The organism is Edaphobacter sp. (assembly GCF_028283685.1).
Classification (GTDB): domain Bacteria; phylum Acidobacteriota; class Terriglobia; order Terriglobales; family Acidobacteriaceae; genus Edaphobacter.
In genome coordinates, this window is record NZ_JAPWKF010000004.1 from 278,529 (window position 1) to 303,151 (window position 24,623).

Consider the following 24,623-nt stretch of genomic DNA (forward strand, 5'->3'; position numbering starts at 1 on the left):
AAGTGGCAACGTTGACACAGGAATCGAATCATTCCCCGGCCCAGGCAGATACCTTTCTGCCCGGGCCGGTTCTTCTTCTGGGCGCCCCCGGAGTGGGGAAGGGTACGCAGGCGCAACTGCTGATGGCCGGTTACGGCATCCCGCAGATCTCTACCGGTGACATCCTGCGCGATAACATCGCGCGCGGAACTGATCTTGGCAAGGCGGCGAAGGGGCTGATGGACAACGGCCAGCTCGTGCCTGATGATATGGTCAACGACATGGTTGGAGCCCGTCTCTCGCAGAGGGATGTCCAGCGCGGTTATATCCTGGACGGCTATCCGCGTACGTTGGGTCAGGCGGAGTGGCTGGACGCTCATCTTGAAGGGCTTGAAGAGAGTGCAGGCGCAGTGGCACTTCCTCTCGTTGCCATCAATATCAAGGTTGACGAGCAGGTTCTCCTCAAGCGCATCACGGGCCGTCGTATCTGCGGCAAGTGCAAACACATCTACAATGTGTACTTTAAGGCGCCGCAGCAGGAAGGCATCTGCGATGTGGATGGGACAGCACTGCAGCAGCGTTCCGACGATACCGAGGCAGCTTTTACAGAACGCATGAAGGCCTATCACTCTCTGACAGCTCCAGTCATTGAGCACTACGGCAAGCAGGGCCGCTTTCGTGAGATCGACGGTGACCGAGATGTCGAGGCTGTCACGGAATCGATTCGAGAAGCGCTCGAGCAGCTGCGTCAGGCAGGGAATTAAAAGAAATGGCGATTTTGATTAAAACTCCAGCCGAGATTGCAAAGATGAGGATCTCCGGTATCGCTCTCCGTCAGGTGCATGATGCGCTGGCTCCCCATGTCGTCGTTGGGGCCTCGACCATGGATCTGGAAGAGATTGCGGTGGCGAAGATCGCCGAACTCGGCGCTAAGGCGGCCTTTAAGGGCTATCACGGTTATCCGTCGGCACTGTGCACTTCGATCAATGAGGAAGTCGTCCACGGCATGCCGAACGCGAAGCGTGTCCTGAAGGATGGCGATGTTCTCTCGATCGACTGTGGCGTGATTATCGATGGTTTCTACTCGGATGCAGCCGTAACTTACGCCGTTGGAACGGCTTCCGCCCAGACGCAGAAGCTGCTGGATGTGACGAAGGCTTCTCTGGAAGCCGCGATCGAGCAGTGTCAGGTCGGCGGCCGTCTGTTCGACATATCGGCGACGGTACAGGAGATGTGCGAGGCAGCTGGCTTTGGCGTCGTCCGGGAGTTTGTCGGGCACGGCATCGGCCGCAGCATGCATGAAGATCCGCAGGTTCCGAACTTTGGGACGCGCGGGAAGGGCCAAAGACTGAAGGCTGGCATGGTTCTGGCGATCGAGCCGATGATCAATGCCGGTGGGCCCGAGGTCAAGGTCTTGAAGGACGGCTGGACGGCCGTGACGATCGATGGCAGCTACAGCGCTCACTTTGAGCACACCGTGGCCATCACCAAGGATGGACCGCTGGTTCTGACAAGGTAAAAATCCTTAAAAACGAAAATATCTTCGATTTTGAGGTACTATAAGAGATGCTGCGTGCGGCTTGCCGTGCGCTTGAGTACAAGGAGAGCGTTTGTCGAAGGAAGATGCAATTGAGGTAATGGCTACGGTCGTCGAGACCTTGCCCAACGCGATGTTCAAGGTCGAGCTTGAAAACAAGCACCAGGCCCTGGCACACGTCTCTGGACGTATGCGTAAGAACTTCATTCGTATCCTCCCCGGCGACAGGGTTGCGATTGAGCTGAGCCCTTACGATCTCAACCGTGGCCGCATTGTCTACCGCTACAAGTAGGCAAAAGGCAGATCCCAGCTATTAGCCTCGCGCTTTTAAGCTGAGAACAATCGGAAACAGTGAATCCGCTCTTAGTGCGGCCTTTGCCTCGTGCCAGGGTTAGACGCTAGGGGCTGTTTGAGGAGAAGTAATGAAGGTCCGTGCGTCAGTAAAGAAGATCTGCGACAAGTGCAAGGTGATCCACCGCCGCGGCGTCGTTCGTGTTATCTGCGAGAACGCCAAGCACAAGCAGCGTCAGGGATAAGTAACCGGAGACGGTCTTCCGTCTCTGCTCCTACGGCCCCACAAGGCTAGTTCGCCGAATTCAAGGCGTGCGTTGAACCCTGTGGCATTAGCCGGCAACCATCAACCTGCTCCGTGGCGAAGCTTCCGGAGCCCAACGATAAGGACGCCTCATGGCACGTATTGCTGGAGTCGACGTACCGAACAACAAGCAGGTACGCATCGGACTCACTTATATCTTTGGTATCGGCGACTCGCGCGCTGCGAAGATCCTGGCGAAGGCGGACATCGATCCCCTCGTCAAGATCGCAACGCTCGACGAGGATCAGCTGAACCGCATCCGTACCGTCATTGAACAGGAAGGCCAGATCGAGGGCGACCTCCGCAAGGAAATCTCGCTCAACATCAAGCGCCTCATTGAAATCCAGTCGTACCGTGGTCTGCGTCACCGCCGCTCGCTTCCAGTCCGTGGCCAGCGCACTCACACCAACGCTCGTACCCGAAAGGGCCCGCGTAAGGGCACCGTCGCTGGTAAGAAGAAAGTGACGAAGTAAGCCATGGCCAAGACACAGCAGAAGACTTCCAGCAAGGCTGGCAAGAATAAGAAGTTCAAGAAGCGCGAGCGGAAAAACGTTCCGTACGGTCTGGTCTTTATCCAGGCTTCGTTCAACAACACCATCGTCACCATCACCGACCAGACGGGCAACACGCTCAGCTGGAAGAGCTCGGGTTCGCTCGGCTTCCGTGGTTCGCGTAAGGGAACCCCGTTTGCTGCTCAGCAGGCTGCAGTTGGCGCCGCCAACTCCGCCCGCGAGCATGGCCTGCGTTCTGTCGATGTGCGCGTCTCTGGCCCCGGTTCGGGCCGTGAGTCGGCCATCCGTGCGCTTGCTTCGGCCGGCATCGAGGTTCGCTCGATCCGCGACGTCACACCGATCCCGCACAACGGCTGCCGTCCTCCCAAGCGCCGCCGCGTATAACTCATCTCTCTTGCGTCCGTTCTCAGCTGCTAACCATTGAGAACGGACGCAAGAAAAACACAATTCAACAGGATCGTGATGAAGCGCAGCCAGCGCGTAAAACGATCGACATCCGCAGTCAGGAGATAGAAAGTCATGGCACGTTATACAGGACCCGTTTGCCGTCTTTGCCGTCGCGACGGCACCAAGCTCTTCCTCAAGGGAGCCAAGTGCTTTACCGAGAAGTGCCCCGTTGAGAAGCGCAACTTCCCCCCTGGCCAGCACGGTCAGTCCAAGAAGCAGAAGAAGGTCGTAGGCTACGGTCTTCAGCTGCGTGAGAAGCAGAAGGCGAAGCGCATCTACTTCACCCTCGAAGGTCAGTTCCGCGCTTACTATGAGAAGGCTTCGAACAAGACCGGCGTCACAGGCGAACTGCTCCTGCAGCAGCTCGAGACCCGTCTCGACAACGTCGCCTACCGCCTCGGCTTTGCGCAGAGCCGCCGTCAGGCCCGTCAGCTGGTTCGTCACGGACACCTTCAGGTCAACGGCCGCAAGGTCAACATCCCGTCCTTCCAGTGCAAGGTTGGAGACGAGATTGCAATCCGTGAGGCTTCCAAGCAGATCGTTCTGCTGGAAGAGGCGAAGAACTTCGCCAGCGGACAGCATTCCGTTACCTGGATCGACATCAACCGCGACAATCTGTCGGGCAAGATTCTCTCGCTGCCCAAGCGCGAAGAGATCCATCTCCCGGTCAACGAGCAGCTGATCGTCGAACTTTACAGCAAGTAATCGAACTTCGCTGCCGGCTTGGACTTCACCGTCCAGGCCGGCAGTACAAAGTCGCCCAGCATCTGGCGCCTTACAACCTAAACGGCAGCAGAACCACCCGCCGGACCGCAGAGTGCTTCGCGGCTAGGACGGATAAAGGAGAAACACATGCTTTGGAGAGGATTCCAAAAGCCCAAGCGTCTCGCAGTCGACAGTGAAACCCTCACCGAGAAGTACGGCAAGTTCAGCGCACAGCCCTTTGAGCGCGGCTTCGGTACCACCATCGGCAACGCCCTTCGTCGTACCCTGCTCTCGTCCATCGAGGGCGCGGCCGTGACCGCGGTTCGCATCGAGGGTGTTCTGCACGAGTTTCAGTCGATCGCTGGAGTTGTTGAAGACGCAACCGACATCATTCTTAACCTCAAGCAGATCCCGTTCAAGCTGAACGGAGACGGCCCCAAGGCCCTCTACCTGCGCGCTGACTCGGCTGGCGTTGTAACTTCGGGTTCGATCGAAGCCGACGGCGACGTCGAGATCCTCGATAAGGACGTGTACATCTGCACCGTCTCCGAGGGTGGCAAGATCGACATGGAGATGCGCTTGAAGCGCGGCCGTGGCTACATCTCTGCCGACAAGAACTTCGACGCCGACCTCGGTCTGGGCTTTATCCCGGTCGACAGTGTCCACTCGCCTGTCCGCAAGGTGAACTACCTGGTTGAGGCTGCACGTCTCGGTCAGATCACCGACTACGACAAGCTCACGCTTGAGATCTGGACCAATGGCACGGTGCTTCCCGCCGATGCACTGGGGCTTTCGGCCAAGCTGCTCAAGGACCACATGTCCATCTTCATCAACTTCGAAGAGGAGATGGAGGCCGGGCACGATGCTCTGCACGACGGTCCCGCGGTTCGCAACGAGAACCTGAACCGTTCGGTCGAAGAACTGGAGCTTTCGGTTCGCAGCTACAACTGCCTCAAGAATGCCAACATCGCGACCATCGGTGAGCTGATCCAGAAGACCGAGGCCGAGATGCTGAAGACCAAGAACTTCGGTCGTAAGAGCCTGAACGAGATCAAGGAGATCCTTGCTCAGATGGGTCTTTCGCTCGGCATGAAGATCGACGAGAACGGCAACCCGCAGCCCGGTCCCACTTCGGTTCTGCCAGCCGCCACGCTCGCCGCAAGCTTCGGTCACTTCGACGACGATGATGACGAGGATGAGGACGACGACCTCGCTCTTCCCGCCGACACCGACAGCTTCTAACCGATAATTTTTGCGGGAGCAGGATGCGAATACATCCTGCTCCACGCATAAAACAGCACCACCTAAATATCCGGTAGGGACACAGCTCCACACCGAAGGAGATCAAAACCATGCGCCATCGCAATGCAGGATTCAAACTAGGACGTAACACCAGCCACCGCCGCGCAACTCTGCGTAACCTCGTCACCTCCATCGTGCTGATGGATCGCATCGAGACAACGATCACCAAGGCCAAGGCCTCCAAGCCTCTGGTCGAGCGGATGATCACCCTCGGCAAGCGCGGTGACGTCCATGCCCGCCGCCAGGCTGCGGCTTATCTGATGACCCCCGAGTCGGTGGACCGTCTCTTCTCCGTCGTCGCCCCCCGTTACAGCTCGCGCAACGGCGGTTACACCCGCGTGACCCGCACCGGCGCCCGTAAGGGCGATGCCGCTGAGATGGCCTTCATTGAGCTGCTCGGCGCCGAGCAGGAGCTGAACGAGAAGGCGCAGAAGCGCGCTGAGGTTCGCACGAAGAAGCGCGAAGAGCTCCAGAAGCAGCTTGAGGAGCAGAATGCCCAGGGTGGCGAAGAAGGCCAGGAGTCGTAAGACCTCCTGAATCACAATCGAAAAGGCGCACCTTCAGGGTGCGCCTTTCTCTTGCGTGATACGTTATTTCGCCACCAAAGGGTCTTCTCAAGGCGGCAAGTGTAAAGTAAAAGACGTGGCTGATACGAAATCCATTGCACTCTCCGAGAAGCAGTTCCAGATGATCTCCCGGGCCCTGGCTGATCCGCGCCGTTACGAGATCCTCCAGAAGCTGGGAAGCAAAGGGACCTGCGCCTGCGGTGATATCCGGGAGTGCATCCCAGTGACTGCGGCGACGCTCTCCCACCACATGAAGGAGCTGGAAAACGCCGGTCTCGTCGAGCCCGAACGCGACGGCAAGTTCGTTAACTACACCCTGCGACGCGAGGTTCTGAGCGCCTACCTGGAGAAGCTGGGCAGCATCTGATTCGTTGTCGGATGAGCCCCCTGTTCCTGTGGCGTCTGTGAATCTCTCGCGCTATGCTCATGAAGAGAAAGATTGGTAAGAGGTTCTTCCGGCATGGCGACGAAGCGTAAGAGCAAAGGGGCCTACATGATCTCGGCGGTTGCCGAGATGTACGAGATCCACCCGCAGACGCTTCGTCTCTATGAACGTGAGGGTCTTCTCAGGCCATCGCGCAGCGAAGGTAACACCCGTCTTTATACCGACGAAGACCTTGAGCGTCTGGAGTTCATCCTGAATCTTGCACGGGACCTTGGGGTGAACATCGCCGGGATCGCTATCATCCTTCAGATGCGCGAGCGCATGGAAGAGATGAATCGCCAGATGCAGGGCTTCGTCGATTACGTTCGCACGGAGATGTTGACCCACATCCAGCAGCAGGCTCCGACCCCAGGCCTGGTTCCCATGCGCCGTACCGTGGTTCCCCCGGCTACTCCGATCAAGAAACGATAGCCGGTCGAGATCTTCTGACGGACTCCCCAGTGCGATAAACTTACAGTTTGTGGGCGTTGAGATGAATCTATTGCTGCACATCCTGTTCTGGATCGCCGTTCTTGGCACCGTTACGTCTTCCATTTATTGCCTGATGGTGATTGCAGCTGCGATTCGTTTCGGCGTCCGCCGCCGCCGCGAAGAGCGCGCCGCGATGACGTCGACGTTTCTGCCCCCGGTCAGCGTCCTCAAGCCGCTGCACGGCACAGAGGACGGCATGGAGCAGAATCTCGAGACGTTCTTTCAGCAGAATTATCCGGAGTTCGAGTTGCTGTTCTGTGCCCGGCACGACAATGATGCCGGCCTGCAACTCGCACGCAAGGTCGCCGAGCGTTATCCGCATGTCGATGCGAAGTTTGTTACCTGTGGAGAGCCGACACCACAGTTTCACAACGCCAAGGTCTTTTCCCTGGCGAAGCTCAACTCTGTCGCACGTCACGACCTTTTCATCACCAGCGATGGCGACGCTCGGGTCACGCCGGACTATCTCCGCAAGATGGTGCAGAACCTGCGCGATCCGCACGTCGGACTGGCCTCAAGCATCTACCTGGGGACGGTGCACAAGGGAATGGCCGCAGGCCTGTCCTCGCATCTGGATGCCGTGGGGAAGAGCGTGGAGATGAGCTCCGGCGTCATCGTCGCCGATATGCTCGAAGGCACCAAGTTTGCCCTGGGAGTGACGATGGCGGTGCGCCGCCAGTCCTTCGCAGAGGTGGGCGGGTTTGAAGAGTTGGGTCAGTTCTATGCAGACGACTTCGTGCTGGGAAACCGCCTCGCCGAAAAGGGGACAGGAGTTCTGCTCGCGTCCCATGTAATCCGCCTTCTCGTAGAAGACACTCCGTTCGGTATTTCTTTCCGCAATCAGCTGCGCTGGATGCAGAGTACGCGCCGATCCCGCCCGTGGGGCCATCTCGGAACCGGCCTGACCTTCGCCCTGCCGTTCGGCCTGCTTGGATTGCTCTGGGGCGTGTTGAGCGGCCACGTTCTTCTTGGAATGCTCTGGCTGGTTGGCATGATTGCCAATCGCTGGCTCCAGGCCGGAGCCGTGCTTAGCGTGATGGGAGACTCCGGCTGGGCCTACAACACGCTGATCTACCCCCTGCGAGACCTGCTGGGCAGCATTCTCTGGCTTGGAAGCTATGGTGGCGACAGCTTCTACTATCGTGGCCGTACCTACCGTATGCGAAATGGCGGCCGTGTCGAAGACTCCCATACGGGCGCGGCTCACTAAGCAGCACAAGCCGGCTTCAGCGGTTAGCGAGAACAGTCTTTCCACCAGCGGCGGCGATAACGTGTGCCCCTCCAAAAGAGGAAAGATCCTGCATCCGCTTCTTCGGCGCATAGGTTAGTAGAAAGACACGCGAGGCCCCCGCCCAAAGCTTGCGAAGAGAGTCTTCACTCTCAAAGATCTGCGGAGCGTCCGGCCACAGTCCGCCGTACCAGAGGCCATTGACGTTGCCATTGATGAGGTGGACCTGATGCTTTGTATAGAAGATCAGAGAGGATCCGGAGGTCAATTCACCGTCGAGGATGATGGAGTCATTGGCCGTGAGTCCGGTGTTATTGATCGCCTCTGCAAGCTCCTTTGATCCGAGGATCGGATAAAAACGGGCAAGGCCTTCATGAGCCGCCAGCAAGGTAACGATCATCGCTCCGGCAAGAGTCATGTTTGCAGCGAACTTGCGCCTATTGCGGCGCAGCAGATAGCTTCCAGGCCCCATGGCTAACATGCTGATCGAGACGACTGCCAGCGGGCCCCGGAAAAGCCCCATCGCATCGCCTGTGAGATCGAAGATATGTCCGAGCGACAGATTGTAGAACTCAGGATTGGCGGCCAGCAGCGAAGCGATATCGGCTCCCGGCGAGGGATGTGGCGCCACCACGGCAAAGTATCCGGAGATCAGCGAGATCACCGTCGTGAAGGGGACAAGAAAGTAGAGCGACCAGCGTTGTGCGCTTTGACTCGCCGCATTCGCCGCTCCTTGCACAGGCACATCGGCGCGGCATAACAGGCCCGCAGCCATCAAGGCCAGAGCTGGAAGTGCCGGGAGATTGTAGTACTCCTGCCTGCTCGACAGCGTAAAGAAGAAGAGAACCGTTCCGGCCCATACGATAAGCGAGAGAGCTGCCTCACGGCGCCGTTCGTCTGCAGTCACGCGTTGGCGAAGATCGCGAAGAGAATCGCTGAGAGCAGGGAACAGGAACGCGGTCCACGGCATTACCCACAGAGCGCTCAGCAGCCAGAACAGAGGAATTGGAACCTGCCCGTAGTCATGCGGGATGCGCTTTCCCAGAAAACGGGCGATGTGCTCGTTGTAGAGATAAAACCAGGCCCAACCTCCGCGTGCCGGGAGGCCTAATCCTGTGGGAAGGGCGATTGCTGGAGTGCGAAGCGCGGCGAGGATATGCCACGGCGCCGCGATAAGTAAGAAGGCAGCCATGCTGGCCAGCAAATGGAGGCGCAGAAGAAGGCGAAGCCGACGTGTGATCAGGAGATAGAAGAACACGAAGCCGATTGGAAAGACCAGGCCGATCAATCCCTTGGTCAATACATTCAGCGCCATGACGGCAGCGAATGCCAGCGATGGTGCAAGTGCGGAGCGCCCCTCACGAATACGATCGAGCGCGATCAGGAAGAGGTGAACCGCAAGCGTCATCCATAGCGCAAGCAGGATGTCGGGGATGTAGAACCTCGTATAGAGATAGGGCCCAATGCTGGTCGCCATCGCCAGCGCCGCATAGAAGCCTCCACGGTCGGGCGCATGCGCAGGAGAGACTGAAGCGAAGAGCCGTATGCCCAGCGCATACACCGCGAGCAGAAGAGCCAGTACGCCAAGAGCAAGCGGAAGGCGTGCAGCCCAGTCATGCACCCCGAAGACATGCATGGAAGCTGCAGCCATCCAATACATCAGCGGAGGCTTATCGAAGAAGCGTACGCCATTGATATAAGGTGTCACGTAATCGTGACGCAGCATCATCTCGCGGGCAATCTCGATGTAGATCGAATCCACGTCATCGAGTAATCCAGGACGGAACAGGCCTCCCACCTGCAGTACCAGCCAGGCGGCGAAGATCATGGCAAGCGACCGCACACGCCAAAGCTGTGCTGAGGGTGTGGCCGTCGCGGCAACAGATGGACGCAGAGCCTGATCCGCTCTGGTCGTGGTGGAGGTTTCGGGCTGGGAGGACTGCTTCACAATGCCTTATTCACGAAAGACAGCAGAGTATGTGTGGATAAAAACCGTTAATCGCCCCGCGAGCAGGATCGCGGCATTCTATGACGAGCATGCGCTTAACGGTCGAGAGGACGGTCGGTAAACAGCGCTTTCCCCGACGCCTCCTTGAGCACAATTTTGTTGTTGCCAAGCAGCCGGTCCACGTCGTCCCGCTTTTCTAACGGTACGAAGAGAATCTTGCGCGTGCCTGTGCCCCACTGGTGTACGAGATCTTCTCCCGTAAGAAAGATCGGAGGCGCATCGGGGAAGGTTGAGCCGAAGAGCATCGACGTCGATCGGCCATCAACCAGGTACACCATACGCCCCAGGTAAAAGGCGATCGATGATCCATACGATTGATCGCCGTAGAGCATGATCTTGCTGTCGGTCCCGACTGCGTGATCGTTCTCCAGTTCGATGATGCGGTCAGCAAAGCTGGACGACGACAGCATGGGCGCAAACCGGATCAGTGCTATGTGAGCCGCAACCAGGAAGACCGTACTCGTAAGGGCAATTGCTGTCGTGGAAGCCAGATGACGTTGTCTCGAGCGGAGCAGCCACGCGATCGCCGGGCCAAAGGCAAGCGTGATCGCCGCAAGCGCAGCAGGCAGACGAAGCGCCGCAAAGCTTGGCCCCGTCAGGTCAAAGAAGTGCGACATGGAGAGGGTATAGTCACCAACTCCACGGTGAGCCAGCAGTTCACCGATGTCAGGAACAAACGGAAGAGCCCTCGAACTCCACAGCCCATATCCCAGCGCGATGGCCGCTGCAACGCCGATAACCGCGAAGATCCCATGCGCCACGACGATCCAGCGCCGCAGGTTGGCGTCTTCCTCATAACGGAGCTCCGCGCGATTCAGGGCCGCTGCCATCAATGCCAGCATGGCAAGATAGGCCGGGAAGGTGTAGTACTCCTGGTTGGTTGAGATGGAGAAAAACACGAGCACCAGCCAGGCATAGATCCCCAGCAACAGCGCGGAACGCGATGCAGCATCGGGAGCGTTGAACCGGCCGCGCTTTCTCCATGCCTGTATGACTGCGACGGGAGCGAACAGGCTCCAGGGGAAGAGCCATACAAGATGCAGGCTCCAGAAAAGATAGCCCGGCAGCTTGTTATAGTCCTTCGGATATCGCTTGCCCAGGAAGCGGAGGAAGTGCTCGTTGACAAAGTAAAACCAGAAGAAGCCGTGGCCGTTCATTCCTCCGGTGTTCCGCAGCCCGGCAAGAATGTGCCAGGGGGCCGCGATCAACAGAAAGAGTGCTAGCCCGCTGAAAGGCTTGAGCGCGCGCCATTGCCTGTAGCCACCCGTCAGTGCAAGGTAAACGATAGCAGTTCCACCGAAGAAGACCAGCACGACGAGACCCTTGGTGAGAACGCCGAGCGCGAGCGCAACCCATATGCCGTAGGCATAAAATTTTGAGGAGCGATTACCTTCGTCCAGCGCTCGCATCATGCAGTAGAGCGCGCCTGCAAGAAACAGCGACAGCAGAACTTCAGGGATGTAAACGCGGGTAAACAGAAAGACGCCAATTGAGGTCAATATGCCAAGGCCGGTGTAGAAGGCCGTCCTTGCACCCCAGGTGCGAAAGCTCCAGTGGTATCCAAGCAGGGCCAGGAGTAGAACACCGATCGCCTGCGGCAGATGGGCGGCGAAGGTGTTGAAGCCGAAGATGCGAAAGCTGATGGCGTCGAGCCAGTAAGGCAGGGGTGCCTTCTCGAGGTAACGGATTCCGTTCACCGTGAGGGTAACCATGTCACCCGTAGTGACCATGTGGCGCGCAGCGTTGGCGTGGGTGGCATCGGCATCATCCAGCAGGGGCGGAGCAAAGAGTGCCGAAAAGAAGATGACCAGCCAGAGGCCTGTTAGAAAGAGCAAGGCGTGCTTACGCTGAGGCCCGATTCCGGCAGAGCGGTTGGGGGATGTCGGCAGTGGAGAACTAATCGTAGGGCTGGTCATGGTTGAGCTTCTTCGTCTTACCTCCTTCAAGGATAAATGGAGCGCCGATTATCGTTGTCCCGACGGTCATTGGGGCTCCAACGGGGAGCGTGAACGGTAGATAGTTGTATCTTGGTGTCTGAGTATTTCTCTCCGGTGGGGGCGCAAGACAATCATGCCGACGTTTGCAGCCATTGATATCGGTTCGAACTCATGCCGTCTGAAGATTGCATCGGTCCATTTGCACCGGCTGAAGACCCTGTATGAAGACCGCGAGGTCACTCGCCTGGGGGAGAGCGTCTTTCAGACCGGTGTGATTTCGCCGGAGGCGATGGCCGCAACCATCCGCGCCCTCAAGCGCTTTCACAAGTCGGTTCAGCTGCACGTTGTGGATAAGGTACGCGTCGTCGCCACCAGCGCCATGCGTGATGCGCGCAACGCACAGGCCTTCATCGAGTGGGTGCGCTCAGCGACAGGATGGACGGTTGAGGTGATCTCCGGCCTGGAAGAGGGGAGGCTCATCCATCTCGGTGTGGTAACCCATGAAGTCGGTGCTCGTGGCCGTTGCGTCCTGATCGATCTGGGCGGAGGCAGCTGTGAGGTGACGCTCTCGGATGGTGGGCGAGTGAAGGCGATGGCTTCTCTGCCGTTAGGTGCCGTTCGCCTGCAGCAGGAGTTCCTGAAGAGCGATCCGCCTTCGCGCGAAGACATTGCCCGGCTAAAGCAGTACATCGAGCGGGAATTGAATAAGGCCGAACGCAGGTTCGGCTCGCTGCGGGCGTCGTTGGTCATCGCGACCTCAGGCACCGCCTCTGCATTGGCGGAGGCTAGTCTCGCTGGTCGCAGCAAAAAGACGACCGGCAAGGCTGCAGGAAAGAAGATAGTCGTCAAAGCTCCGGCGGCAAAAAAAACCGGGGTTGCGGCAACAACCAGCGAGATACGCGCGCTTGCCGACCGGCTCGCCAAGATGCGCGATGAACAGAGGGCTGCGATCGCGGGCATCGGTCCGCGGCGATCGGAGATTATCGTAGGCGGCGCCTTCGTGTATGCCAGCCTGATGGAGCGCTTTGCGCTGAAGTCGTTCCGCTATTCCTCCCTCGGCCTGCGCGATGGCATCCTTGCGCAGATGCTGGGCGATGTGGACCTTCGCGCATCCGTTCATCAGAAGATCGAAAATGAGCGCTGGGCCGGCGTCTTAGAGGTCTGCCGACGCTACGGCATCGAGAAAAAGCGCGTCGAGCCGGTGCGCCAGCATGTCGGAGAACTCTTCGATGCGCTCACTCGCGTGCATGAGCTTCCGCTGGAGTATCGCCTCTGGCTGCAGGCTGCGGCGATGATGCAGGACGTCGGCAAGTTCATGAACCACCAGGGCCATCACCGTCACACGCAGTACATCATCGCGAACTCTGAGATCTTCGGCTTCTCCCCAGAGCAACGCGCCGTCGTGAGCGCCTTGGCGCGCTACCTTGGCAAAACACGTCCTGACCCGATGGATCGCGTGCTGCGTGGGATCCCGGTCGAGGAGCATACAAATGTAGTGCGTGCGGTTGTCCTGCTTCGTCTCGCCGTCGCTCTCAATCAGGATCGCGCCAGCGCTGTCGTGAATCTGCGCTCCCACGTGTATCCCAAACGCGTGCTGCTCGAGCTTGTTCCCGGTCGCGGCGGTGCTGCACTTGAGGCCTGGTCTCTAAAAAAGGAAGCAGCTTACTTTCGGGAGATCTTTCGGCGTGAACTCTTCGTCGAGGTCGTGTAGAGAGCGCGCACCATTCGTGGATCGAGCAGCCATTGCATGCTCGCGGCCGGCCTCGCCATCGATACTCTTGCCACCGACCCCTTGCGCATGCGGATCAGCGGCATCGTCGAAGACGATGCCGGAACCAGGAGCTGGGCCAGGAACTGAGAGATATTCGGATTGTGGCCGACGACCAGAAGGTTTTCCTGCAGCCTGCACTCTGAGAGCAGTTTCTGGAAGTCACGAAAGCTGGCATCTGGTGCCAGCGCGTTCGACAGCAGGATCCTGCTCTCGTAGCCAGTCTCTGTCCCAATCAGCGACGCTGTTTGCACGCTGCGCTTGAGCGGGCTGGAGACGATCAGATCAAACTGAATCTTCAGCGCGTTGAGCGTCTGGGCCAGCAGAATGCAATGACGTTTGCCGTCCTTATCCAACGGCCGCTTTACATCCAGCAAAGGATTCGCGCGCCGTACGCCAGCTGATGCATGTCGAAGGATAAAGAGGTTCATCATTTCATTCTTTATTTTAGTCGACTCTTCCGACAGAGAAATGTTAATGCTGGGGCTTACCGGGTTCGTGATGAAAGACGCCAGGGTCAGGTTCATCCAGTGACGGTGCCGCGGGTTCCGGGTTCGGTATCGGGTCAGGTTGGACGATCTTGTCTGGAGGAGCTGTCAAAGGAGATCCGGCGAGGGAATCGTCTGCCGACAGGGGCGCAGGATAGATCGGCGCCAGAGGATCTGCGTTATAGATCATGCCGATGTGCCTGGGACGCTCCTCGACGAGAGGTTGCGAAGGCGGCGACGACTTTGCCGCAAAGGGGATTCGCGCTGCCTCGCGAAGGAAGGGAAGCGGATGCTGATGCACGAGCGACGCCTCGGCTCCACGCTGCCAGAAGCGAGTGAACATCATCAAAAGAATTCCTGCCTGTGCCACCAGAAACATGGGCCACGCCTGTGGTTTAGCGAGCATGTGAAACGCAATGCGGCTGAGCAGAAAGGCGCCAGCCCACCCGATGACGGCCAGCAGGAGAAAGACAGACCACGCCCGAGCGAAGTACCTGCGGAGCAGGTGGAATGCGGGGAGCAGCGTTCGTCGTACACGTCGATCCGAACGGCCGTCCGGTCGCCGTTCTGCACCGAGCTGCACTGTATAGGCCTCGACCAGATCGAAGTAGAGACGCACGACCGACGCAACTAGAAGCACAATCGCTGCACCACTCAGACGAAGGACAACAGCGCTGGAGCCGACAAAATGTTCCGAGACGAAGCTTGCCCAATGGCCCTGCAAGATCGCAAGCGGCCCGACGATCACCAGAAACGCTGCGACGGCGAGCAGAGCAACGCGCACAAAGCGCCAGAAGTAATTCACTCCCTGGCGTAGCAGGATGCTTAGATGAGCACGGGACCGCGTGAGGTAGCAGTAGAGCGTTCCCGGCACGAGGACGAGGGAGAGCAGTAGATAAGCCGGAATCGAACCGTGGCTTGCCAGCAGCGTTGCATGGCCGCTTGCCCCTTCGCTTACACTCAGCGCTGCATTGGCTGTTGTCGCGAGATCGAAACCTGATACCAGCCGCTGTGCTGCCAATGATTGATCGAGCAGGCTGGAGAGCGCGAACTTAAGCGGATAGCAGAAGACAATCGCAAGTAGGAGGCTGAACGCGTAGGCCCAAAGCAATGCGCCGGCTCGCCGAAGCGTGAGGCCGAGGCCGTAGATAAGAATGCTGCGGGTTCTTGCCATAAAGCCTCTCCGCTCCTTTCGCTAAACCAGCCACGCCACCAGCTGTTGGCCCCACTGCTGCACCGTGAGCCAGATCGCAGTCAGCTTGTTCGAGGGTACGGTGACGGGGTCCGCCGTCCAGCTGTTGTTGAACAGGTTGCGATCCAGCGGAACCTGGTGATCGGGATCGATCTCAACCGAAACGACCTTTGCTTACGCGTGTATCGATAGCTCATCCAGCGGTCTCTTCCATCCCAGTATTCTCTGAGCTTCGTTCCATCATCGAAGATGACCTCTGCTGTAACCGGAAAGAGGAAGTCCCCTTTGCGGCGAAGCGTAACCGTAGAGTTCCACTGCTTCTGCTTGCCTTCGTCCTGCGGCTCTGAAGTCACGCTGTCGATGGCGTAGTCCAGCACCTGCGTGCCGTATACGGCTTGATCGAGGAATGGTCGCAGGCTGGAGTTCACCGGAGGCAGAGACGATGTGTCGGGAATCCCGCTGCTGGTCAGAGGCGGTCGATCTTCCAGTGGCGAAGAGGATGGTGCTGTGGCGATGGCCTTGCCACGCTTCACCGCAACCTCTTCCATTGTGCGAAGAAAGTCCTCCGTCGTCGGATGCTTGAAGCGGAATCGCTGGAAGTACGTGCGCATGGCTTCTTCCATGGTGTCGCGTCCCAGCATTCCTTCCAGTGTCATGAGCAGGGTCGCCGACTTGCCGTAGGTCACTGCTCCATATGACAGGCTGTCGCGAAACTTCCATGCCCTCCGTGTCACTGGGTCGAAGTCTGGCGATAACAGATAGGACGCGCGCTGCAGCATCGCATCGCCGAGATTTGCGTAAGGCTGATTGACGACCGACGTACTCGCTCCTGCGATCGATCCCAATGTTGCGACTTCGGTGTAGCTGTTGATGCCTTCATCCAGCCACGCCTCCTCAAATTCGTTGCTCGCAACCATGCCATACCAGTACTGATGACCGAACTCGTGATTGACCGTCACCTCTGCAAGGTTGAAGATACCCGTCCACGAACCGTCTCCCGTGACGAGTGTGGGATACTCCATTCCCTCCATCTGAGATCCCGGCTCTGGGTCGACGACGGTGATGATCCTGTAGGGATATGGTCCATAGCGCCGTTCGAACTCGGCCAGCGACTTGCGCGTGATCTCGACGTAGCGGGAGGCGATCCCCGGATGCGCCGCCAGCGCGAGTACATGAATCTGCACAGGGCCCATGGCCGATACATAAATTGTGTCGGTAACCTTGAAGTGTGGACTGGCCGCAAAGGCGAAGTCGTGAATGTCTTCGCCGCGATAACTTAACGTACGCGTGCCGTCTGCATTCGTCTGCTGGCCCGTGGGAACGCCGCTGGCCCCGACGACATAGTTGCGCGGTACGGTAAGCCGGACATCGTAGGTTCCGAAGTCCGAGAAGAACTCCGTCGTCGCATGATACTGATGGCAGTTCCATGCACCATGCCAGAAGACGCCGACCTTCGGGAACCACTGTCCTCCCATGATGAAGTCACGCTTATAGCCGTTACGTGCAACCGACAGTGGAAACTGATCATGGAAGACCAGGTGAAAGGTCACGGAATCGTTCGGCGCCAGAGGCCGCGGCAGCGTGATCTCTGCGACCGTATGATCCTCCATGTTGCCGTCATCCGGTGCGGAGAAGCGTAACGTCGGCATCAGGTCGCCATAGCCGTCGGCATCGATATGCGAGACGGTGATACCGCCAATCTTCTCTCTGGGATAGTCGTCGCTGATCGAGTCGCGGGGGCCGCCACCGGCGCGCATCTCATAGGTAAAAGTGGACTGCGGACGAAAGGCGTTCAGGTAGAGGTGAAACGGAAATGTCGTCAGCGGGTGACCCGTCAGGTTGCGATAGGTAAGTGACTCTGTCGCATCCAGACTTTTCTTTTCCGTGTCCAGGCGTGCATCCATGGAATACATCACGACGCGCTCCGACAGAGGAGCACCATTCGGCGAGTTCGTCGCGATACTCAGTTGTGCTCGAAGCGTCAGAGGAGAAAGCGCGAAGATCGCGGCAACAATCCAGCGTCGCAACATAGTCTTCACCATCCAGTGCAGTCCATGTGATGCGAAAACTATATGCCAGGTCAATCAGTTATGCGAATAGTTTTGCCTTGTGGCACGATCTGCTCGGCGCTCCCAGCGCTCGGCAGAGAGGATGCCGCTTAATCGCCGTCTGTACTCCAGACGCACAAACCCGGAGGCCTCCAGCGCAGCGGCGTGATCCGGCAACTGCGTCACGGTGAGGCCTGTCAGAATTCGGAATGCAGCATACAGCCCACGCACGAGGGTCTTTGCGGGCAGCTGCATGGCTCCGTGTGGAATGCGAAACTCCGACACAATCCATTGCGCGCCGGCCTCGGTATTTCGAGAGGTAAGGGCCGTCAACTCGTCGACCTCCGCCTGCGAAAGGCAATCGAGAAAAAAATGGGTTGCGATTAGATCGTAGCGACGCTTGTCGGTGCGACAAAAGGACAACGCATCGCACTGCACCGTCTCCAGGCGATCGCCATACTCGGCGCAGCGTGTCCTCAATAGCCGTAGCATCGCCGCGCTGAGATCGACAGCCGTGACGTGGATTGCCGGATTCTGATGCAGCAGCCGCGAGACAAATCGTCCATCGCCATCGCCCAGCACCAGCGCTCTGCGCGCCTGTTTTGTCTCAGGCAAAAACGAAAACCGTGTGCGTTCGAGCACACGCCCCATCGTCAGATATTCGAGGATGCGGTATGGACGTGCAACGCGGTCAAAGTCTGGGGCAGGCGCTCTCATAAGCGCGTCGCCAGAAGAGCGGGAGTCAGCAACACCAGGTCTGCTGCAGCGCGAAGCGTGAGTGCATGGTGGTGGCTGCGGCGTTGATGCAGGATAAGCAGGCCGGCGGAGGAGATCGAGATTGCGGTACCGATCGGCCAGGGCGCCCGGTGATCGATCAACGCAATCAGGGTGCTTGCGATTGCGAGAATTGTGCAAAGGAGGTCCAGATGGCGAAGGGCTGCGACCGTGAGCGGATGCGCCGTGTCTTGCCACGTCTCGGGGTGCTCCCACGCATAGATAAACAGGCAGTTCAGGCTGCAGAGTGCAGCAAACAGAAGTGCAGGAGCCAGCAACGGGATGCGAAGACCAGGATTGCGCGCTACCGTCGGAATGAAGACCGCAGCCGCAAAGCAGACGCCGACGGCGATCTCCTTCGGAAGACGGTGCGCGCTTTGCGTCGCATGAATGACGACGAAATACCCGAACACCAGACCTCCCAGGATCAGGTAAAGCCGAATCGCATCTGTCGGAATCTGCGGCAGCACAATCGCGAGGATGACCGAGGCGACTGCTGTACCGATGAGAAAGTCCCGCCGATGGCGCTGATGAAAGTAGTGTCTCTCTTCCAGTTGGCTCTCTTCCGATCGTTGGACGTCCAGCAGCCTGTCTGCCACGTACAGCATCCATACGGCTGCTGCCATGGCCACAAGGGAACTGTCGGAGAGGTGGATGTGGTTGGCCCTTGCAATGAACCATGTCCAGAGAGTAGCCACGGTCGGCGCATCCAGCGAAAGCAGATGCCAGTACGCCAACGCCGATCTAGTCTTGCCGCCCACCCTCTTATTCTAGAGGCACGGCTCAAGCCGCTTCAGCTTTATGCGACGGGCTTGGACTGGATAAGCTCCGGTTCAGCTGCCACCCCCGAAGGAGGCTTCGGGGTTTCGTCGGAGACCGAGCTGGTGTGCTGCTGATACGCGCCCGCAGCCCAGAAGCTCGGATCGATATCCGGAAAGACATTGTCTCTGCGTTCAATAGCACTCAGCCGCTTCTCTTCTTCGTCCGTGATGGTGTCATTGTCCTCGAACGACTTCCAGATCGCCTTCACCTCGTTGAACTGATCGTTATGTGTGGTGAAGCGTGCCTCGGCATAATCGCGAGCGGCTCCGGTCGTGATCAGAAACTGCCAGTCAGAGGATTCCAGCAGAAGAAGTTCGCGGCAAAGCTGCTTCGCGATTCTGCTTCCCAGCGCAGACTCGCTCCACAATCCGGCCGTCGTGACCTCGCGAGTAAAAAGCTCTGCCGCATAGATGTGCGTGTACGTCCAGCTGGTGTCCGGATTCATCCAGACCTCATTGTGGCCGCCTGCGCCCCATGAACCTTCCGGCAGAGCAAAGAAGCCGGCGCGCGGATACATGTCCAGATACTCCCCGCACGAGATCATCTCAATTCCGGTGTCGTAATCATGCAGCGTGCGCGCAATCGCCTCCAGCCAGAGCGGGCCTTCGAACCACCAGTGACCAAATAACTCGGCATCGAAGGGAGCGCACAGGATGGGGGGAATCGCATCGTCGAAGCCAGACTTCAGTGCCTCGTAGACGAGATGCACAAAGTGCGAGGCGTGTGACTTGACCCTCTCTGCGGCCTCCTGCGGGTAATAGGGCAGCTTGTCGCCCATGTTGACCTTGGTGCCCGTCACGCGCCAGTAGCGATGGCCTCCCGGCCAGCGCTTCTTGTGGAAGTCGAGATAGACGCCGTCGCCGGGATAGCCGGTATCCCCGGACCACACTTGAATGCCCGTCCTGGGGTCGCGCGGAAAGACGGAGGTGGCATAACGCTTGTCGTACGGCCCATCCACGTAATACGGCTGGTAGAGCGAGCGGTGTCCGTTATGCGTCATCGCGACGGTCAACTCATCCGTTGGCACTTGACCATTCGATAACTCGTAGGGCGAAGGGACACGATGCCCCTTCTCGACCAGGTGCGTATCGACAAAGAAGAATTCAATATCGGATTCAGAAAGTGCCTGCTCGACGCCGATGCGGTCAAAGCCAGATGGTGCTGGCGAGCCGTCCGCCATGCCGACCGGATAGTTCCAGAATCCCGCCGGACGATAGCCGCACTCCGGTGCCCAGATGCCGCGAGGATGCTTACCCAGATGTCGCACGTGCGTCTGTACCGCGGTGCGAATCTGGGCGCGCACGCTCTCGTCGGTTCCCAGCAGCGGCATATAGCCGTGCGTCGCGCCGCAGGTGATGATGTCGATCAGGCCAATATCGTTGAAGTGCCGGAACCCGGCAATGATGTTGCTGTCCAGCGCGCGAAAGTCCTCGAGTGCCTGAGAGAAGAAGCGATGCCAGAATCGGGCCGTATCCGCCAGGTGAGCCTCGCCGGACTGCAGAAAGAAGGCTTCATCTTCACGCGCTGCAACGACCTTCCGCGTAAGGTACTTCGGAAACTCCGCGATGAAGACGGGGTGTGAAAGCTGCTCCAGCAGAATCGGCGAAAGATTCAGATTGCACTGGAAGCGGATTCCATCACGCTCCAGGTTGCCGAGCACTCGCAGCAGGGGAAGGTAGGTCTCGGCAGCTGCCTCGTGAAGCCACTCCATGCCATGCGGCCAGGTTCCATGATTCACAACATACGGCAGATGAGCGTGGAGCGTGAAGGTCAGGTAACCTGACGCACGCTTCGCCTTGGAAGAGGAGTTGTTCAAGATCCATACCTCAGACCGTTACCGGCCGGTAGAACTGCATTGATGCGATTGCACAATCTCTCTATGCGCTTCTGCTGGGTATGATGCAGGAACCTCAGTCTAGCACCGCTAAATGCTGTGCCAGAAAAACAAAAGATGACAGCAGGAACGTGCATTCCTGCTGTCATCTTTTTTGACTAAAGCCGTTTTTGTTCGGTTAGCGGTTACTGTGGCTGATTGTTGTCGGGCGGGTTCATCGGGCGCCGTCCGTTACCTGAGCCGCCTGTGCTCAAAGTGCTTGAGGTGGATGCCTTCACCGTAAGGGTGTTGTTGATCTTGAAGTTCACCAGGCTCTCCGAGGGAATCTTTACCTGTTCGCCGCGTGTGACTGTGTTTGCGCCGGCGCCGACACCGCCGCCTGCAACCGAACCGATGGCTGCTCCCTTTCCACCGCCCGCAAGAGCACCAATAATTGCACCAATCGCGGCGCCGCCACCTACCTTGGCCATCGTGTTCTTGCCGCGGCCCTTGCCTTCGACGGAATAGGGATCCGAGCTGACAGCCAGTGGCTCACCGCGTCGATCGATGCTGACCAGCTCAATCGTCAACAGGGAGTTTCCTTTGTAGTGAGCGGCTTCCTGTACTGCGGATACGCGGCCACTTACTGTCGTGCCCTGCCGGATGGCAACCAGTCCATCGGCCATGATGTCGGTCGCCACGGTGCCCGAGAAGGACTGGCCCTGCTGCGTGGTGCCGCTGTCCAGCGTCTGCGTGAGGCGGACGGGGATCGTCGTGCCGGAGGGAATCGTCACTGTCCTGAATGCTGGCGGAGGCGGAGGCGGTGGGGGAGCCACTGGAACCGGCGCAGGAGCCGGTAGCGGAGCTGGCGCCGGGGCCTCAGCGATGGCAGGATGGCGTTCCACCGGGGCAGGCTTGGCCTTCTTCTCGACAACGTGCTTCGGCTTTACTTCTTTCTTCGGCGCCCGCTCTTCCACCGGAGGCGGCGCTACCGGAGCGGGTGCCGCTGCAACAGCCGGAGCGACGGTCAGGTTGTTGACGACGGTCTTGATGCCTGCGACCTGGGCCACATCGGCCGCCGCCAGCGAGCGGGCTGCGTCGTTGCTGACGTTTCCGTTCAGCGTGACGATTCCATTCTGCACCGCAGTCTGGATCTGCTCCGTGCTCAGGGCACTGTCGGAAGAAAGGCGGCTCTGAACCGCGGAGGTCAGGGAGGCGTCATCTGCCACAGGAGGCTTGCTGCTCTTGCAGCCGGCGATGCTAAGTGTGGCTGCGAGCGCAGTTATGGCAACAAGGTGGCGTGGGGAAAAGGATTCTGGCATGGTCATGTACTTGTTCTCTTTCCGGCTGCGGTCGCTCATGGAACTCCTTGTGAGTTCAGAGGGATACGATGTGATGCGAGTGTAGATGATGGCCACCCCAATGAAGTCGCATTTTGTCGCGCCGAGCACAAGATGGCCCAACTATAGGACGGCAAAAGTAGCGCCAGGGAAGCCGCCCATTTGCGGACTCTGTCACGGACGTTCCCGGCTGTCAGTCGGCGCGCAACCCAATCGATCAGAGGGGCATCCACATTTAGTTAGAACGTGCTGCGTCATTTGGATGAAACACGAAGGCCCGACAACGAATTCGGTCCCGGGAACACAATCCATCGGCGTGGACTGGCATACGTAAAGATTGGCGCCGTCTGCTGGTAAAGTTGCAGTGCGACCGCTCTTCTGCAAAGCTTAAGTTGCAGAAGAAACAATAGAAAGGGCGATACCATTCGCTCGACGACCCGAAGGAGATACGACATGGCTGACAACGATAACGGCGCGAGCGGACTGGGATGGTTTCTCGCAGGTTTGGGTCTTGGTGCGCTGGTAGGTGTTCTCTACGCGCCCAAGGCCGGTAAAGAGACACGTGACGATCTGCGGGCGAGTGCGCTCGAGGCCAAAGACAAGGCCTCGGCCTATGCCGCACAGGGTCGTGAGCGTGCTACCGAATATGCCGCGCAGGGCCGCGAGCAGATCAACGAGTACGCCGATCGAGGACGCGAGTACTACGACCGTGGACGCACACAGTGGTCGGAGTATGTTGAGAAGGGCAAGGGACTGATCCAGGATCAGCAGGGGAAGATCTCCTCAGCAATCGATGCTGGCAAGCAGGCCTACACCAGCGCGACTCAGGAGACATCTTCCTAAGCTGCACCACCGTGTCCGGGGTCCGGACGTACATGCAGCACCCCGGACAGCTGGGCAGTTTCAGGAGGAGTTCCCATGATGATTCTTGGACTTTGGTTGCAGGAGGCAGGTTCGATCTCTGCCGGAAACTCGCGCCTGTTGATGTTCTTCGTCGGTATGGTCGCTTTCGCCATGCTCGTGCAGGCGGTTGTGGTCGTCATCGCGGCAATCGGCGCCGCCAAGGCGCGTAGCCGTGTGATCGCCATCGTGGAAGAGGTCCGCTCTAAGACCATGCCGGTGCTCGACAGCGCACAGGAAATGGTCAACGATCTTCATCCCAAGGTCCGCATCATCGCGGAAAACCTGGTCGAGACCAGCCACGTTGTTCGTTCCAAGGCTCAGGAGTTCGACGCCACCATCTCCGACGTCAATCTGCGGGCACGCGCACAGACTGAGCGTATGGATGATATGGTCTCTTCCGTCCTGGATAGCACGGTTGGCATTGCCTCAACGATTCAGAGAAGCGTGACCGCTCCCGTTCGTGAATTTAATGGGCTGATGTCCGGCCTGAAGGCGGGAATCGATACGCTGGTTGGACGAGGCAGAAACGGCAACCGTCCTCGCGACGACCAGGATGAGTAGGACGGGCACCGCCAGCTAGACGATCCAGCCTCCGCCTACAACCTCGTCATCCTGGTAGAACACTGCAGACTGCCCCGGCGTAATCGCGCGCTGGGGCTCGTCGAACTGCGCATGGACCAGGTCTCCCCCGGTGCCCGTAAGTGTCGCCGCCGCCGGCGTATGGCGATGCCGGATCTTCGCGGTGACGCGAAGCTCTTCTCCCTCACCAAGACCGGCGATCGAGATCCAGTTCAGCCGGTTTGCTGTCAGATCGCGTGACATCAGACCCTCGTCCGCTCCCACTGTCACCTGGTGCGAATCAGGGTGAATCGCGAGTACATACAGCGGATTTGGTGCGCTGATTCCGATGCCCTTGCGCTGACCGACCGTAAAGCTGTGAATGCCCTGGTGATGCCCGATGACCTCACCGGCCGGCGTCACCAGATCACCGGAGAGATCGGGCATCTCCTCGCCCTGTTCGTCGAGGTAGGCCTTCAGGAAGGCACTGTAGTCGCCGTTCGGGATGAAGCAGATCTCCTGCGAGTCGGGCTTCTGGGCCAGCGCCAGCCCGGCATCCGCCGCTCGCTGCCGTACCTGGGGCTTCACCATCTCGCCTAACGGAAAGAGCGTGCGCGAGAGCTGCTCCTGGGTGAGGCCGAAGAGAAAGTAAGTCTGGTCCTTCGACTTGTCTTCCGGACGCGAGAGAATCCATCGCTTACGCGCTTCGTCGTAGCGGTTGCGCGCATAGTGGCCCGTTGCGATGCGCTCGGCGCCGATCTGCCGCGCTGTCAGCAGCAGCTGATCGAACTTCAGATGGTTGTTGCACAGTGTGCAGGGAATCGGTGTACGACCGGCAAGGTATTCGTCGACGAACGGCCGCACCACATCAGCCTCGAACCGCTCCTGCTGGTTCACGACGTAGTAGGGAATGCCGATCTGCTCGGCGACCGCTCGCGCGTCGTAGACGTCGTCGATCGAGCAGCAGCGCCCCTGGACCGCCTCGGGCATGCCTTCGTGCCCGGCGAGCCGGCGCTGATTCCACAGCTGCAGCGTCAGGCCGACGACCGGATGCCCTTCGGCGCGCAGCATCGCCGCGACTGCCGAGGAATCAACTCCTCCCGACATGGCGACTGCGATCGTGCTGTTCGTCTCGACGGCCATCCTCATCTCCACACTCTATTTTCGCAGAGTTTGACGCCGATC

General features: G+C 58.8%; 24 protein-coding genes and 1 pseudogene. 15 read left to right on the plus strand and 10 right to left on the minus strand.

What is annotated here, in order from left to right; translation table 11 throughout:
• Positions 1-2 precede the first annotated feature (2 nt).
• The 12 genes and pseudogenes from PW789_RS06170 (at position 3) to PW789_RS06225 (ending at position 7,769) form a co-directional block, all read left to right on the plus strand.
• Positions 3-743 carry an adenylate kinase gene (locus tag PW789_RS06170; RefSeq protein WP_367182483.1) on the plus strand — a complete coding sequence of 247 codons (741 nt, stop codon included), beginning with the start codon at positions 3-5 and terminating at the stop codon, positions 741-743.
• A 5-nt stretch (positions 744-748) separates the two neighbouring features.
• Positions 749-1,498 carry a type I methionyl aminopeptidase gene (gene map / locus PW789_RS06175; RefSeq protein ID WP_299373015.1) on the plus strand — a complete coding sequence of 250 codons (750 nt, stop codon included), beginning with the start codon at positions 749-751 and terminating at the stop codon, positions 1,496-1,498.
• 91 nt (positions 1,499-1,589) lie between these two features.
• On the plus strand, positions 1,590-1,808 hold the full coding sequence (gene infA / locus PW789_RS06180; RefSeq protein ID WP_035352293.1) for a translation initiation factor IF-1: 219 nt from the start codon (positions 1,590-1,592) through the stop codon (positions 1,806-1,808).
• Between the two features lie 130 nt (positions 1,809-1,938).
• The gene (gene rpmJ / locus PW789_RS06185) at positions 1,939-2,052 is read left to right on the plus strand and encodes a 50S ribosomal protein L36 (RefSeq protein ID WP_013581269.1); all 114 of its coding nucleotides are present in this window, start codon (positions 1,939-1,941) and stop codon (positions 2,050-2,052) included.
• 151 nt (positions 2,053-2,203) lie between these two features.
• Positions 2,204-2,584, plus strand: coding sequence for a 30S ribosomal protein S13 (gene rpsM / locus PW789_RS06190; protein ID WP_299373029.1), 381 nt, complete (start codon positions 2,204-2,206; stop codon positions 2,582-2,584).
• 3 nt (positions 2,585-2,587) lie between these two features.
• On the plus strand, positions 2,588-3,007 hold the full coding sequence (gene rpsK, locus PW789_RS06195; protein WP_299373032.1) for a 30S ribosomal protein S11: 420 nt from the start codon (positions 2,588-2,590) through the stop codon (positions 3,005-3,007).
• 135 nt (positions 3,008-3,142) lie between these two features.
• The gene (gene rpsD, locus PW789_RS06200; protein WP_299373035.1) at positions 3,143-3,775 is read left to right on the plus strand and encodes a 30S ribosomal protein S4; all 633 of its coding nucleotides are present in this window, start codon (positions 3,143-3,145) and stop codon (positions 3,773-3,775) included.
• A gap of 147 nt (positions 3,776-3,922) precedes the next feature.
• Entirely contained in the window at positions 3,923-5,017 is a 1,095-nt protein-coding gene (locus PW789_RS06205) for a DNA-directed RNA polymerase subunit alpha (protein WP_299373038.1), read from the plus strand.
• Between the two features lie 110 nt (positions 5,018-5,127).
• A pseudogene (gene rplQ / locus PW789_RS06210) lies at positions 5,128-5,475 on the plus strand (50S ribosomal protein L17); the annotation flags it as partial.
• Between the two features lie 244 nt (positions 5,476-5,719).
• The gene (locus tag PW789_RS06215; protein WP_299373043.1) at positions 5,720-6,010 is read left to right on the plus strand and encodes a helix-turn-helix transcriptional regulator; all 291 of its coding nucleotides are present in this window, start codon (positions 5,720-5,722) and stop codon (positions 6,008-6,010) included.
• A gap of 93 nt (positions 6,011-6,103) precedes the next feature.
• A complete protein-coding gene (locus tag PW789_RS06220) occupies positions 6,104-6,499 on the plus strand; it encodes a helix-turn-helix transcriptional regulator (RefSeq protein ID WP_299373046.1) in 396 nt (131 codons plus the stop codon).
• 61 nt (positions 6,500-6,560) lie between these two features.
• Entirely contained in the window at positions 6,561-7,769 is a 1,209-nt protein-coding gene (locus PW789_RS06225) for a glycosyltransferase (RefSeq protein ID WP_299373049.1), read from the plus strand.
• 16 nt (positions 7,770-7,785) lie between these two features.
• On the opposite strand, the gene PW789_RS06230 is transcribed toward PW789_RS06225, so the two are convergent.
• Both PW789_RS06230 and PW789_RS06235 read right to left on the minus strand, forming a co-directional pair.
• Positions 7,786-9,735, minus strand: a complete 1,950-nt coding sequence (locus PW789_RS06230; RefSeq protein ID WP_299373052.1) for a glycosyltransferase family 39 protein — start codon at positions 9,733-9,735, stop codon at positions 7,786-7,788.
• 95 nt (positions 9,736-9,830) lie between these two features.
• Entirely contained in the window at positions 9,831-11,711 is a 1,881-nt protein-coding gene (locus tag PW789_RS06235; protein ID WP_299373055.1) for a glycosyltransferase family 39 protein, read from the minus strand.
• Positions 11,712-11,865: 154 nt separating this feature from the next.
• Here PW789_RS06235 and PW789_RS06240 point away from each other — a divergent pair, with 154 nt between their 5' ends.
• Entirely contained in the window at positions 11,866-13,443 is a 1,578-nt protein-coding gene (locus tag PW789_RS06240; protein ID WP_299373059.1) for a Ppx/GppA phosphatase family protein, read from the plus strand.
• Here the strand turns inward: PW789_RS06240 and PW789_RS06245 are convergent.
• The 7 genes from PW789_RS06245 to PW789_RS06275 form a co-directional block, all read right to left on the minus strand.
• Positions 13,395-13,934, minus strand: coding sequence for a histidine phosphatase family protein (locus PW789_RS06245; RefSeq protein ID WP_367182484.1), 540 nt, complete (start codon positions 13,932-13,934; stop codon positions 13,395-13,397). The genes PW789_RS06240 and PW789_RS06245 overlap by 49 nt on opposite strands.
• Before the next feature lie 40 nt (positions 13,935-13,974).
• Positions 13,975-15,162: a hypothetical protein gene (locus tag PW789_RS06250; RefSeq protein ID WP_299373061.1), complete on the minus strand. Its 1,188-nt coding sequence runs from the start codon at positions 15,160-15,162 to the stop codon at positions 13,975-13,977.
• Positions 15,163-15,242: 80 nt separating this feature from the next.
• Positions 15,243-17,210: a M1 family metallopeptidase gene (locus tag PW789_RS06255; protein ID WP_299373063.1), complete on the minus strand. Its 1,968-nt coding sequence runs from the start codon at positions 17,208-17,210 to the stop codon at positions 15,243-15,245.
• A 54-nt stretch (positions 17,211-17,264) separates the two neighbouring features.
• Positions 17,265-17,945 (minus strand): class I SAM-dependent methyltransferase, encoded by a 681-nt coding sequence (locus tag PW789_RS06260; protein WP_299373065.1) that lies wholly within the window; start codon positions 17,943-17,945, stop codon positions 17,265-17,267.
• Positions 17,942-18,763, minus strand: a complete 822-nt coding sequence (locus PW789_RS06265; protein WP_299373067.1) for a hypothetical protein — start codon at positions 18,761-18,763, stop codon at positions 17,942-17,944. Before PW789_RS06265 ends, PW789_RS06260 begins: the two co-directional genes overlap by 4 nt.
• Before the next feature lie 38 nt (positions 18,764-18,801).
• Positions 18,802-20,640 carry a 1,4-alpha-glucan branching protein domain-containing protein gene (locus PW789_RS06270; protein WP_299373069.1) on the minus strand — a complete coding sequence of 613 codons (1,839 nt, stop codon included), beginning with the start codon at positions 20,638-20,640 and terminating at the stop codon, positions 18,802-18,804.
• Between the two features lie 203 nt (positions 20,641-20,843).
• On the minus strand, positions 20,844-21,998 hold the full coding sequence (locus tag PW789_RS06275; RefSeq protein ID WP_299373071.1) for a BON domain-containing protein: 1,155 nt from the start codon (positions 21,996-21,998) through the stop codon (positions 20,844-20,846).
• Between the two features lie 432 nt (positions 21,999-22,430).
• Between PW789_RS06275 and PW789_RS06280 the strand changes: the two genes are divergently transcribed.
• A complete protein-coding gene (locus PW789_RS06280) occupies positions 22,431-22,820 on the plus strand; it encodes a YtxH domain-containing protein (RefSeq protein ID WP_299373073.1) in 390 nt (129 codons plus the stop codon).
• A 75-nt stretch (positions 22,821-22,895) separates the two neighbouring features.
• Positions 22,896-23,441 (plus strand): hypothetical protein, encoded by a 546-nt coding sequence (locus tag PW789_RS06285; protein WP_299373074.1) that lies wholly within the window; start codon positions 22,896-22,898, stop codon positions 23,439-23,441.
• Positions 23,442-23,456: 15 nt separating this feature from the next.
• On the opposite strand, the gene mnmA is transcribed toward PW789_RS06285, so the two are convergent.
• The gene (gene mnmA, locus PW789_RS06290) at positions 23,457-24,587 is read right to left on the minus strand and encodes a tRNA 2-thiouridine(34) synthase MnmA (RefSeq protein WP_299373076.1); all 1,131 of its coding nucleotides are present in this window, start codon (positions 24,585-24,587) and stop codon (positions 23,457-23,459) included.
• Positions 24,588-24,623: the final 36 nt, after the last annotated feature.